A 12,480-nucleotide genomic window follows, 5' to 3' on the forward strand; every position below is an offset into this window, starting at 1 on the left:
CGGTATTGGCTACGCAGCAGATGTCCCGGCGTCGGCGACACCGGCGCGGTCACGGCCGTTCCACCAGAAGCCGATGACGAGGATCGCCAGGGCGACAGCCTGCGCCAGCACGGTCTGCAGCGTGGGAAACAGGCCGAGGACCTCGATGCGCGGTACCCAGGCCCAGGGCTGGACGCCGATGATGCCGGCTTCCTGAAGTCCGGCCACGCCCTTGCCGGCAAGCACAACCGTCAGCACCGCGATCAGGATAGAGCTCCAGGCGAAGAACTTGGTGATCGGCAGACTGGTGCTGAAGCGCAGCATGGCCCATGCGATCAGCGCGAGCAGGCCGACCGCGGCCAGCGCCCCGGCGAGCAAGGCGACGCCATTCCCCTCCGCCCAGAGCGCGGCGTAGAAGAGGATCGTCTCGAACACCTCGCGGTACACGACGACGAATGCGAGGATGAACAGGAACCAGCCCGAACGACGGGAGAGCGCGTTCGTCATCTTCTCCTTGATGTATCGCTGCCAGGACTCGGCATTGCTCTTTCCGTGCATCCAGATCCCGACGGTCAGCAGGATGACCGCCGCGAACAGCGATCCGAACCCTTCGGTGAGCTCGCGGGACGCACCGCTGATGGCGATCAGGTAGGTGGCGGCGAACCAGGTCAGCACGCCTGCGGCGAGTGCTGCTATCCAGCCGCCATTGACGAAACCGACCATCTCTGGGCGGTCGGTCTTGCGCAAGAACGCGATCATCGCAACGACGATTAGCAAGGCTTCCAGGCCTTCGCGGAGCAGAACGCCGAAGGCCCCGAAGAAGGTCGCGGCGGCGCTGGCGCGGTCCGGCGAGAGCGCCGCTTCAGCCTCGCCGAACAGGACGGCGAGTTGCTTGTTCGAGGCCTCGACCTCGGCCAGCGGCCGGCCGGCACTGATCGCCGCGCGTAGATCGCCCATCGCGCCTTCGATCCGGGCCATCAGCGCGGCGTCGCGCGCCCGCAGGATCGGCTCGACCGGTTCGAACCCGTCGAGATAGGCCGAGAGTGCAAGATCGGAAGCGGCTTTCCGGTCGCCGGCAGCATAGGCCTTGAGGCTGGCGGCAAGCCGCTCGCGGGTCAGGCTGAGCGACCCGGTGGGTGCCGCGGCGATCGCCTCGGGATGGCGGCGAAGATAGGCCGTGACGGCTTCGCCCTTGCCGGCCCCGAGATCGGCGGAGAGCGTTGCCGGGGTCGCGCCGATGAATGCCGCCAGGTTGGGGTAGCGCGCGCGGATCGCCGCATCGTCGCGCCAGACTGCCTCGCCCCTTGCGGCTTGCGACTGTGGAAATGCAAAGCCGCCGACATAGAAGGCCAGCGCCCAGCGATCCTCGCTCGGCAGGGATTCGAAGCTGACCATCGCGGTGCCGTCGAGGCCCTGGGTGATGACCTGATAGAGTCCGAACAGGCTGCGCTGGCGCGCGCGCGTCTGGTCGGTGAACGCGATCGGAGGCGGATTCAGCTTGGCGGCGTTCGGCCCGTGGCCGTCACCGGCCGCGCCATGGCATGACGAGCAGTTCTGCGCGTAGAGCGTCGCGCCGCGACCGAGGTCCGGCATCGATGTCGGAGCCAGAGGCACGGGATAGACGGCCAGCAAAGCCGCTGCGAGCGAACGCGCCTGAGACGCGACCGAGGCTGGATCGGCCTTCGCCGCGACCGAGGCCCGCAACTGATAGGCGCTTCGTAGCAATCCCGCCTTCGCCGGCTTGTCCGGCAGCTGGCCTAGCCGCGAGACGATTTGGCCCGCGAACTCGTTCATTTCGGCAAATTCGGATTGGCTGATGACGCGGCCGCCACCGACCGCGCCGCCGTAATCGACCGCGACATAGTCGAGCAGCCGCCAGGTGGTCTGCACCTCTGCGTCATTCGCCCAGGCCGGACCCGCACAAAGCAGGGCCAGCACCGCCATCAAGGCAAGCCAACTCTGCCTGGTGATTGCCGCGTAGGTGCGATGGGAAGGCGCGATCGATATCAGGGCCATGGAAACACTCTAGTTAAGAATGCTTCGCGTTATCGACCCTCTACCAGCTAGAGGGTCAAGTGGATAATCGTTGGCCAGCGCCCCGCACTGGTTCGTCGCTATGCCCGATCGGCGAATCTGCCGGACATGCAATCTGCCGCTTGCGAGTCGCGATCCCATCTTCCTCCGTCATTGTTGGTGGGCACAGAGCCGGTTGCGACCGGCGCGCGAGCCCGCCGAACCCTTCTAACCTTTCGCTAGGCTACGACGGCAGCAAGTTGCTGTTGCGCTGGCGGATTTTCGTCACCCCTTAGTCACCCCTGTCGCCGGAGCACTTCGCTTCGGTTCGAAGCCAGGGTGTCAATAAGTGACCGCAACAGCCAGATCCGAAGCCTCGCGCCGCGGCGCGCGCATGCTGCGGACGGCGCTGGGCACCGCGATCGCCGCCTGGCTCGACGACCCCGAGATCGTCGAGGTCATGCTCAATCCTGATGGGCGCCTTTGGGTTGATCGCCTCGGCACCGGGCTTGCCGATACCGGCGAAATGGTCTCGGCCGCCGACGGCGAACGGATTATCCGGCTGGTCGCGCACCATGTCGGTAGCGAAGTCCATGCCCGCTCCCCGCGTGTTTCGGCCGAACTTCCGGAAACGGGCGAGCGCTTCGAAGGTCTGCTCCCACCGGTGGTTACTGCGCCGGCCTTTGCCATCCGCAAGCCCGCAGTCGCCGTCTTCACACTCGATGACTATGTGGCCGCCGGCATCATCTCATCCGGGCAATGTGCGTCGCTTCGCGCCAGCGTCGTCGCCCGCGAGAATATCCTGGTCGCGGGCGGCACCGGCACCGGCAAGACCACACTCACCAACGCCCTCCTCGCCGAGATCGCCGGCACCAGCGACCGCATCGTTCTGATCGAGGATACGCGTGAGCTGCAATGCACTGCGCCAAATCTGGTCGCGATGCGGACCAAGGAAGGGGTCGCAACACTGTCCGACTTGGTGCGCTCGTCGTTGCGCTTGCGCCCGGACCGCATTCCGATCGGCGAGGTCCGCGGCGCGGAGGCGCTCGATCTCCTCAAGGCCTGGGGCACCGGCCATCCTGGCGGGTTCGGGACCATCCACGCCGGAACCGCCCTCGGTGCGCTTCGCCGCCTCGAGCAGCTGATCCAGGAAGCCGTCACCACCGTCCCGCGCCCGCTGATCGCCGAGACCATCGGCCTGATCGCGGTGCTGGTGCGCGACGGCGCCGGCCGCCGTCTCGCCGAGCTCGCCCGCGTCGAAGGTCTCGAACCCTCTGGCGAATACCGCCTCCATTTCCTTGACCACGGAGAAATCGAATGAACATCTCGCTTTCCGCCGCCCGCAATCGCGCGGCGGCCTTCACCACCTGCGCGCTGGTCGCGCTCGCAGCCGGCCCCGCCCATGCCTCGGGATCGTCGATGCCCTGGGAGAGCCCGCTCCAGTCGATCCTGGAGAGCATCGAAGGACCCGTCGCCAAGATCATCGCAGTGATCATCATCATCGTGACCGGGCTGACGCTGGCTTTTGGCGAGACGTCGGGCGGCTTCCGCCGCCTCATCCAGATCGTGTTCGGGCTGAGCATAGCGTTCGCGGCCAGCTCCTTCTTCCTCAGCTTCTTCAGCTTCGGCGGCGGGGCGTTGATCTGATGGAAACGCTCGATCCCGGCGCGGCCATTCCCGGCTATTTCGCGCCCGTCCACCGCGCGCTGACCGAGCAGATCCTGCTCGGCGGAGCGCCGCGCTCGGTTGCGATCGTCAACGGCACGCTGGCAGGTGCGGTCGGGCTGGGGCTGCGGCTGTGGCTGGTCGGACTGCTCATCTGGGCAGTCGGCCATGCGGCAGCCGTCTGGGCAGCGCGCCGGGATCCCCAGTTCCTCGAAGTCGGCCGGCGCCATATGCGCTACCCCGCCTTCCTGCGCGCGTGAGGCTGCGATGATGTTCCTCCGCGAATATCGTGCGCGCGGCACGACCCTTTCCGACTTCCTGCCCTGGGCGGCCCTGATCGCGCCGGGCGTCGTCCTCAACAAGGATGGCTCGTTCCAGCGGACAGCCGCGATCCGTGGGCCGGACCTGGATTCGGCGACGCCCGCTGAGCTGGTCGCGACCGCGGGGCGGCTCAACAGCGCGCTCCGGCGGCTTGGGTCGGGGTGGGCGATCTTCTTCGAAGCGCAGCGCGTTCCCGCGCTCGACTATCCGGACGACCGCTTCCCGGACCCTGCCTCGGCGCTGGTCGAGCGGGAACGCCGCGAGCAGTTCGCCGAGGAAGGTGCGCATTTCGAGAGCGCATATTTCCTGACGCTGCAATGGATGCCCCCGCCCGAGGACGCAGCGCGCGCGGAGGGCTGGCTCTATGAAGGCCGATCGCGCAGCGGTGTCGATCCCCATGAGTTGCTCGCCAGCTTCGTCGATCGGAGCACGCGGCTGCTCCAGCTGCTCGAAGGGTTCGTGCCCGAGGCCCGTTGGCTCGATGACGGCGAAACGCTGACCTATCTTCACTCGACCGTCTCGACCAAGCGCCAGCACGTCGGCGTGCCCGACATCCCAATGTATTTGGACTCGATCCTGGCGGACGAGACGCTGGTCGGCGGGCTCGAGCCAAGGCTCGGCAGCCAGCATCTCCGAACGCTAACGGTGACCGGCTTTCCGAGCGCGACCTTCCCCGGGCTGCTCGACGACCTCAATCGGCTCGCCTTCCCGTATCGCTGGGTCACCCGCGCGATCACGCTCGACAAGACCGACGCGACCAAGCTCCTGTCCCGCATCCGCCGCCAATGGTTCGCGAAGCGCAAGTCGATCGCCGCGATCCTCAAGGAGGTAATGACCAACGAGGCGTCCGTGTTGGTCGATAGCGACGCTTCCAACAAGGCGGCTGACGCCGATCTCGCCCTCCAGGAACTCGGCAGCGACGTGGTCGGCCATACGCCCTCGTAGTTGCCGAGGTTGGGGCGGTGCTGGCGGTAGCCGACCAGGGCGGCGAGCTCCGGCGAGAAGCCCCGAGCGATCGCTGGCGGATAGGCGAGCCACTGGTTTTCATAGGGCTTGAGCCATCCAAGGCAGTAGCTGACCACGACCGCCTTGCGGACCTCGCCGCTGCGGTTCGCGCCTGCGCCATGCAGCGTCGAGCCCAGGAACAGGAACGCGTCGCCCGGCCCGAATTCCGCGACGATCGAGCGCTCGGGCATTTCCTCTTTGAGCGCTTCATCCCCGTGGCTGCCCGGATAGATAATCGTCCCGCCATTCTCGACCGTGAAGCGGGTGAGCGGCCACATCACGTTGACGAGATACTCGACCTCGCCCTTCACGCCCTGCCACATATCCTGGTCGCGGTGCGGGAATTGCGCCGGGGCGCCCGGGTGCAGTGCGATCGCCTGCATCAGGTTCAGCTGGAGCGTGTCGCACCATGGCGAAAGCACCGCCTCGCTGACGGCGAGGATCAACGCGTCCATGGCCAGCGCGGCGGCATGCGGCGAACGCTTCAGCAGGCTCCCGAACCGCTTGGTCCGGCCGCCATAGAAATCGCCTTCGCAAAAGGGCGTCGCCTCGTAAATGGGCGCGAGATCGGCATCGAGGGCATCGATGGTCTCGCGAGGGAGCGCGTTCGGGATGACGCACCAGCCCTGGGTCATGAGCAGGTCCAGCGCGGCGTCGAAGCCGGCGGGTTTGGCGTTCGGATCTTGTGTCATGGCGATACCTCAGGCGTTGGCGGCGCGGCGCGCCCGCATGTCGTGGGCGGTAAGGGGCGACCAGACGCCGCCTGCGGCCAGTTCAGCCGGCGTGTCGGGCGTGATCGCGATCTCGAGCGCGCCGAGCAGGCAGCGGCCGTTGGGAAGGGGTTCGCCGAGCGCGCGGCATTGCCAGCCGAAGCTCAGGATCTGCTGCAGCCACGCCATCTCGGCGACGCCCGTATAGGTATCGATGCCGGTATCGAGCGCATGCATGGCCAGGGCGGAGACGAGCTGATTGCGCACCAGGCGCCGCTCGGCGGAGCGCAGCTGCCGTCCCAGGCAGAACCTCGTAATTTCCCAGACCCGTGGGCCTCGTGGGATTTCGCCGGCGCACAGCGCGGGGAAGAGACCGTCCAGGATGTGGGGCCGCGTCGTCGGCAGAAGCCTGGCCGACGCCAGATGCTCGTTCGCGCTGTCGGTGAGGATCAGGTAGCGCGCGTGCTGGTCGTCGAACTGGTCGATCTCATAGCGCCCGTCCAGGACCGGCAGGTCCCATTTGAGCAGATCGATAAAGACGCTTTTCCGCGCGGCGAACATCGACCGGAACGCGGTGTCGGCAACGGTGTCGACAGTGGAATCGACGAGAACAACCATGGCGCAAAACCCCTCGAAGTGACGAGGGGCCAAGCATCCCGATCAGTGCCGGTCGGCGGTATTCCAAGAAATGGGGATAGCGTCAGTGCTTCAGGATGTCGGAGAAGCTGATCAGTCCGTCGAACAGCGCCCGCACCGCGAGGAGGGCGCGTTTCTGGACGCCGTAGCGCTCGCGGGCATGCTTCAGATGCTGGATCACCGTTTCATGGCCAACGCCAAGGATCACCGAGATCTCCCAATCGGTCTTGCCGCGGGCCGCCCAGAGCACGCAGTCGCGCTGTCGGTCAGTGAGGATGGGAGACTGATCGGCCAGGACGTCGCGCGATCCGGAGATGCGCCTGGCCGCCTCGAATGCGAACGCGCCGATCAGCTGGCACACGAACTGGAACTCGTCGGGGAAGGCATGTCCGGCATCGACTGCGAAGGAGCAGGACCCCAAGGCTTCGCCGGGCACGCTGGCGGGAATGGTGAAGCCTTGACCGATCCCGATCTCATAGGCGCGCTCAAGCACGCACCTGTCGTCGGGCGTCAGCTTGATCATGTCGGGGACAGCGGACCAGGCGAAGCCTACGCTGGCAAGGTTGCAGGCCCTGTGGATGGGATCGGTGCGGCCGAGGCCGCGTTCGTCGAACCATTCCTCCCAGCTCGACGGATAATTGTGGAGCCGGACCGCCGGACCCGCCTCCCTGCCGAAGTCGATGTGGTGGGTTAGCGCGAAGTAGCGCACGCCCATGTCGGAACAGGATTGGATCAGCGCGTCGTGCAGCGCCTCTCGCGTCGGCGCGAAGCGCGCATTGTTCACGAAGACTTCGGCTACTTCGAAACGCGGCATGACCACCCTGGCCGCACGCGGGCGCGGACCTCAAGCCGCTTTCCCCCCGATACGCCCCATACTGGGCTCATGGCCGAACAACTTCTCAAGGGAGCCGGTCGAGCGATTGTGTGCGCTAGATTGCGCCAAACTGTTCCCTTGTAAACAAATAACTATAGTTGATGCGGTTTGAAGCAGACCAATTCACCAGTTGATCGGTCGGAAATCCGCGAAATTATCACAGGCGGAACGTGCTCATCCGGCAGAAGCGGGCGAGCGACTATCATGGAGATAGATGTTTGCCTTGCTCCAGTGGAGTTTAGTTTGGCGCCGGGCCTTGGAGGACTCCAAATCGTGGCCGACTATCATCTGCATATTTGGGAAACTTTCGCCCATGCCAAGTATCGCACCACCGTCGAGAGCCGCCCAACCCGCCCAAGTTCAATGACCCAAACTTCAGCCGCCGCAGCGAGCTGCTACTCACCCGAAATGCCTCGATGCGAATCACTGACGCGGGGGCTGCAGCGCGCGGTCTGGTCGAGCCGGGTTCGAGGCTGAATACGCCTTCCGGACCCCGATTTTCCTACGCTGGCGTATCCGGCGCCGCGAATCCTGCTGCTTCCGATATGCTTCCAGTTGGGGGATGGCCCGCCGCCGCCTCACTCGGAGGCGGCGGTAAGTCATTGATTTCGGTCGGGGAAATGGTGCTGCCGGTGAGGATTGAACTCACGACCTCAGCCTTACCAAGGATGCGCTCTACCACTGAGCTACGGCAGCACTCGCAACGGGCCGGGGCCCGGGCGGGAGGGGCCTATGTGCTTGGGGGCAGGCGATTGTCAACCCGAGCCGGACCGGTTTATCGCATCGGCATGACCGATAGTGAGAAGAAGGCGCGATTGGCCGAGGCGCTCAGGACCAATCTGCGCAAGCGGAAAGCACAGTCGCGCGAGCAGGCGCAGGGTGATTCTCAGCGCGTGCGGACCCACTCCGACGCCGAATGACCCATGTCATAGGCGCGGTCGAGGATCGCGTGCGGGCCGAGCAGATAGATCGCCATGCTCGCGGCGCCCGCCGCGAACCACATCAGCTTACCGGTGCGCACTTCGCTTCCAGCCATTGCAACTCATCCCCGCTCAGCAGCGGGCCGACAATCTGCAGCACCCGCGAATGGTAGTCATTCAGCCAAGCAAGTTCGTTTTGAGTCAAAAGCTTAGGTAAAATTAGCGTTCGCTCTATCGGCGCGAAGGTGAGCGTTTCGAAGCCGAGCATCGGCTGCTCGGCGCCGGGAACCGGCTTTTCGACGACCAGCACCAGATTCTCGATGCGAATACCATATTCGCCACCCTTGTAATAACCGGGCTCGTTCGAGAGGAACATGCCGGCCTTGAGCGGCTCGAGCGCCTGGCCGCCGGGATAGAAAGGCTGGGCGATGCGCTGCGGCCCCTCATGGACCGAGAGATAGCTGCCGACGCCGTGGCCGGTGCCATGGCCGTAATCGAGCCCGACTTCCCACAAAGGCGCGCGGGCGAAGCTGTCCAATTGCGCGCCGCAGGTGCCGACGGGGAAAATGGCGGTGGCGATGCCGATATGGCCCTTGAGGACGCGGGTGAAGCGGTCCTTCATTTCCTCCGAGGCGTGACCGACCGGCATGACGCGGGTGACGTCGGTGGTACCGTCGGCATATTGCCCGCCCGAATCGACCAGATAGAGCTCGCCCGGCTGGATCGGCAGGCTCGATTCGGCGGTGACCTTGTAGTGCGGGATCGCGCCATTGGGGCCGGTGGCGGAGATGGTGTCGAAGCTCAGATCCTTGAGCACGCCGGTCTCGTCGCGGAATGCGCGGAGCTTGTCGGCAGCGGACATTTCGGTGAGGCCGCCCGCTGGCGCGGTCTCCTCGAACCATTTGAGGAAGCGGCTGAGCGCGGCGCCGTCACGGGCCTGCGCCGCCTTGTGGCCCGAAATCTCGGCGGGGTTCTTGATCGCCTTGGCGAGGATCACCGGATCGCGCAAGGGGAGCACTTTGGCGCCGCCGGCATCGAGGGCGTCGAAGATCGCGGCGACGGCGCTGCCCGGATCGGCGGCGACCCGCTTGCCCTTGAAGCCGGCCAGCGCGGGGGCGAAGGCGTCGCGCGGATGGAGCCGGCAAGCGTTGCCGAGATGCTGCGCGACGGCGTCGGTCATCTTTTCGGGCGCGACGAACAGATCGGCGGTGCCGTCCGCATTGACGATGGCATAGGCGAGCGCGACGGGGGTGTGGCTGACGTCCTGCCCGCGGATGTTGAACGCCCAGGCGATCGAATCGAGCGCGGCGAGGACGACGGCGTCGGCCTTGCGCTCGTGCAGCCAGTCGGCGATCTCGGCGCGCTTGGCGGCGGAGGACTTGCCGGCGGCAGCGTCGTCCTGAACCGACAGGGTGGCGTCCGAGGGGGCGGGCTTGCCGGGCCAGACCTTGTCGATCGGATTGGTATCGACCGCGACCAGCTCGGCGCCCCTCTCGGCGAGCGCCTTCCTCGCTTCCTCGACCCAGGCGCGGGTGTGCAGCCACGGATCATAGCCGATCCGCCCGCCCTCGGGGGCGTGCTCGCCGAGCCAGGAAGCGATGCTGACCTGCGGGACGGGCACATATTCCCAATCGGCGGCCGAGACCTGCTGGCGGACCTGGAGCGTGTAGCGGCCGTCGGTGAAGATCGCGGCCTGGCTTGGCAGCACCACCGCCGAACCCGCCGAACCCTGGAAGCCGGTCAGCCAGGCGAGGCGCTGGGCATAGGCGCCGACATATTCGGACATATGCTCATCGGTGAGCGGGACGACGAAACCGTCGAGCCTGTCGGCCTTCAATTGCTCGCGGAGCGCGTGGAGGCGATCGGTATAGCTGGACATGGTGCACCCTTGGTTTTCGCGCGAATGTTGAGGAAGTTTAGTGTTTTCGAGGGACTCAACATTCGCGGCGAGGCGATTCCTTCATGGCCGCACTTCTGGCAGATCGAGGCGCTGTAGGACAGAGGCCGGTTGATGCGCTATCGCGCGACGATGTCCTTCCAGCCCTTTCCGCGCGGCGACCTGGCCACGCCCGCCCTTGTTCTCGATGCGGCGGCGATGGACCGCAACATCGCGGCGATGGCGGCCTTTGCGGTGGAGCGGGGGCTGAAGCTCCGGCCGCATGCCAAGACGCACAAGTCGGCGGAGATCGCGCGGCGGCAGATCGCGGCGGGGGCGGTGGGGATTTGCTGCGCGAAGCTGGGCGAAGCCGAAGCGCTGGCGGCGGAAGGCATCAGCGATATCCACCTGACTTCGCCGGTGGTGACCGCCGGCGGGATCGCGCGGCTGACCACGCTGGCGGCGAAGATCACGCTGTCGGTGGTGGTCGATCATCCCGACAATGTCCGGGCGCTGGCCGGGTGCGGCGCGGCGCTGTTCGTCGATGTCGATCCGGGCGCGCACCGGACGGGGGTGACTTCGCCGGAGGCGGCGGTGGCGGTGGCGCGGATAATCGGGGCGATCGGCGGGGTGCAATTCTATTGCGGTTCGGAGCAGCACATCACGCTTGCCGCCGATCGCCGGGCGGTGCTGGCGGAGAGGTCCGCCTATCTGCGGACGGTGCTGGATGCGCTGGATGAAGCGGGAATCGCCGTGCCGGTGGTGACCGGAGGCGGCACCGGCAGCTTCGCGATCGATGCCGAGCTGGGGGTGCTGAGCGAGCTGCAGGCCGGCAGCTATATCTTCCTCGACCGCGAATATCGCGATTGCGAGCTGGCCGGGCCGGCGTTCGAGCCGGCGCTGTTCGTCGATTCGACGGTGGTCAGCGCCAATACGCCGGGGCGGGTGACGATCGATGCGGGATTGAAAGCGTTCGCCGCCGATGCCGGCGTGCCGGTGGTGTGGCGGGGCGCCAAGGGGCGCTATGCGTTCATGGGCGATGAGCAGGGCGCGCTGATCGGCGATGAACTGCCGGGGCTGGCGGGACGCGTGACGCTGATCCCGCCGCACTGCGACCCCACCGTCAATCTCTATGATCACTATTGGATCGTGAGCGGCGATGCGGTCGCGGAGCGCTGGGCGGTTACCGCCCGGGGACGTTCGGCCTAGCGGCGGCGAATATAATAGCAGCGCTGCTTGGCGGTGATGGTGCGATCGATGGCGCGGCCGCCAAGGGCGCCGCCGACACCGCCGACGACCGTGCCGAGCAGACCGCCGCCGACGATCGCCGGACCTGCGACCGCACCGGCGACGCCGCCCGCGATCAGGCCCGCCGTACCCGGCGAGCGGCGGCACTTCTTGATGTAGCGCGCCTTCGAATAATTGGTGCCGGCATAATAGCGCGACGATCGCGACTGCGCCTGCGCGGAATCGGTCGGCAGGGATACACCGACGGGAACCGCGACGGCGAAGGCGGCGAGGCTGAGGATGGTCTTACGCATGACAGTCTTCCCTTGTTGTAAACTGATGTGGGTTAAAACCGGGTCGCGCCCGACAAGTTGCATGAACCTGAAACAACCTGCCGTTCATGGGATCGGATGGGCGCCCGCGCGCATTCAATGTCCATGTATGCGCGTATCGATTCCCGCAGCCGCTGGCTGAGCGCCGCCGGCGCCCTGACGATACAGGGCCTGTTGCTGGCGCTGTTGATCCAGGGCCTGGGCGTGCGGATCGTGCCGAAGGAGGCGCGCGCGCTGCCGGTGATGGATTTCACGGTCGAGCCGCCGCCGCCCGAGGTCGAGCCCGAGCGGCCCTCCGATCCCAAGCCGCGCGAGGAAGGCCAGGCCGCGCCGCCCAATCTCGAATCGCGCGCGACAGAAGTGGCGGCGCCACCGCCGGTGCTGCCCGCGCCGCCGGTGATGTCCGCCGCACCCACTCCTATGCAGGGGCCGGATGCGTCACAGGGCGCGGTGCCGGTGGCCGGGCCCGGAACGGGTGCCGGCGGCGCGGGCGACGGCACCGGCAGCGGCGGAGCGGGCAATGGGCCGGGCGGCGGCGGCGGCACGGTGCTGCGGCTGCTGAAAGGACGGATCGACAATCGCGACTATCCGCGCGCGGCGATCGATGCAGGGCAACAAGGCACGGTCGGGCTGCGCTTCACGGTCGGCGTCAATGGCCGCGTCAGCGATTGCCGGGTGACGCGCTCGAGCGGGAGCGCGGCTCTGGACGAGGTGACGTGCCGGCTGATCCAGCAGCGGTTCCGCTACGCGCCGAGCCGCGATGCCAGCGGCAAGCCCTATGCCGATACCGTGACCGGCGAGCAGGTGTGGGAGCTGTATGACGATCCCGAGAAGGAGCGGCGGTCGCGGCCGGAGGATTGATAGGTTCAGTTCTCCTGCGAAGGCAGCAGCCCAGGTTCGCAAGCGATGTGCTCGGTAATCC

11 protein-coding genes, 1 tRNA gene and 2 pseudogenes are annotated in these 12,480 nt (G+C 66.6%); 6 read left to right on the top strand and 8 right to left on the bottom strand.

Annotated elements, in window-relative coordinates; translation table 11 throughout:
• Positions 1 to 9 precede the first annotated feature (9 nt).
• The gene (locus KF730_RS15360) at positions 10 to 1,923 is read right to left on the bottom strand and encodes a cytochrome c/FTR1 family iron permease (protein WP_294099909.1); all 1,914 of its coding nucleotides are present in this window, start codon (positions 1,921 to 1,923) and stop codon (positions 10 to 12) included.
• Between the two features lie 463 nt (positions 1,924 to 2,386).
• On the opposite strand from KF730_RS15360, the gene trbB reads away from it, so the two are divergent.
• The 4 genes and pseudogenes from trbB to KF730_RS15380 all read left to right on the top strand — a co-directional run.
• Complete coding sequence (trbB, locus tag KF730_RS15365) at positions 2,387 to 3,313, top strand: P-type conjugative transfer ATPase TrbB (RefSeq protein ID WP_294099911.1); 927 nt, start codon at positions 2,387 to 2,389, stop codon at positions 3,311 to 3,313.
• Positions 3,310 to 3,639, top strand: a complete 330-nt coding sequence (locus KF730_RS15370; protein WP_294098786.1) for a TrbC/VirB2 family protein — start codon at positions 3,310 to 3,312, stop codon at positions 3,637 to 3,639. The genes trbB and KF730_RS15370 overlap by 4 nt, the downstream gene beginning before the upstream one ends.
• Positions 3,639 to 3,917, top strand: a complete 279-nt coding sequence (locus KF730_RS15375) for a VirB3 family type IV secretion system protein (protein WP_066798538.1) — start codon at positions 3,639 to 3,641, stop codon at positions 3,915 to 3,917. The genes KF730_RS15370 and KF730_RS15375 overlap by 1 nt, the downstream gene beginning before the upstream one ends.
• Positions 3,918 to 3,924: 7 nt before the next feature.
• Positions 3,925 to 4,899: pseudogene (locus KF730_RS15380) on the top strand (conjugal transfer protein TrbE); the annotation flags it as partial.
• A gap of 14 nt (positions 4,900 to 4,913) precedes the next feature.
• Here KF730_RS15380 and KF730_RS15385 read toward each other — a convergent pair.
• The 6 genes and pseudogenes from KF730_RS15385 to KF730_RS15410 all read right to left on the bottom strand — a co-directional run.
• Positions 4,914 to 5,618 (bottom strand): annotated as a pseudogene (locus KF730_RS15385) (phytanoyl-CoA dioxygenase family protein); the annotation flags it as partial.
• A 66-nt stretch (positions 5,619 to 5,684) separates the two neighbouring features.
• Positions 5,685 to 6,311, bottom strand: coding sequence for an acyl-homoserine-lactone synthase (locus KF730_RS15390; protein WP_066656243.1), 627 nt, complete (start codon positions 6,309 to 6,311; stop codon positions 5,685 to 5,687).
• 82 nt (positions 6,312 to 6,393) lie between these two features.
• A complete protein-coding gene (locus KF730_RS15395; protein WP_082737795.1) occupies positions 6,394 to 7,143 on the bottom strand; it encodes a LuxR family transcriptional regulator in 750 nt (249 codons plus the stop codon).
• A 681-nt stretch (positions 7,144 to 7,824) separates the two neighbouring features.
• A tRNA-Thr gene (locus KF730_RS15400) sits at positions 7,825 to 7,899 on the bottom strand.
• A gap of 190 nt (positions 7,900 to 8,089) precedes the next feature.
• Positions 8,090 to 8,239 carry a hypothetical protein gene (locus KF730_RS15405; protein ID WP_294098798.1) on the bottom strand — a complete coding sequence of 50 codons (150 nt, stop codon included), beginning with the start codon at positions 8,237 to 8,239 and terminating at the stop codon, positions 8,090 to 8,092.
• Complete coding sequence (locus tag KF730_RS15410) at positions 8,206 to 10,002, bottom strand: aminopeptidase P family protein (protein WP_294098802.1); 1,797 nt, start codon at positions 10,000 to 10,002, stop codon at positions 8,206 to 8,208. Before KF730_RS15410 ends, KF730_RS15405 begins: the two co-directional genes overlap by 34 nt.
• Positions 10,003 to 10,134: 132 nt before the next feature.
• Here KF730_RS15410 and KF730_RS15415 point away from each other — a divergent pair, with 132 nt between their 5' ends.
• Positions 10,135 to 11,208, top strand: a complete 1,074-nt coding sequence (locus tag KF730_RS15415) for a DSD1 family PLP-dependent enzyme (protein ID WP_294098804.1) — start codon at positions 10,135 to 10,137, stop codon at positions 11,206 to 11,208.
• Here KF730_RS15415 and KF730_RS15420 read toward each other — a convergent pair.
• Positions 11,205 to 11,540 carry a hypothetical protein gene (locus KF730_RS15420; RefSeq protein WP_294098807.1) on the bottom strand — a complete coding sequence of 112 codons (336 nt, stop codon included), beginning with the start codon at positions 11,538 to 11,540 and terminating at the stop codon, positions 11,205 to 11,207. The two genes, KF730_RS15415 and KF730_RS15420, sit on opposite strands and share 4 nt — an antisense overlap.
• A 123-nt stretch (positions 11,541 to 11,663) precedes the next feature.
• Here KF730_RS15420 and KF730_RS15425 point away from each other — a divergent pair, with 123 nt between their 5' ends.
• On the top strand, positions 11,664 to 12,419 hold the full coding sequence (locus KF730_RS15425) for an energy transducer TonB (protein WP_294098809.1): 756 nt from the start codon (positions 11,664 to 11,666) through the stop codon (positions 12,417 to 12,419).
• The last annotated feature ends 61 nt before the right edge of the window (positions 12,420 to 12,480 follow it).

The sequence above is a fragment of the Sphingomonas sp. genome, assembly GCF_019635515.1.
Lineage (GTDB): Bacteria > Pseudomonadota > Alphaproteobacteria > Sphingomonadales > Sphingomonadaceae > Sphingomonas.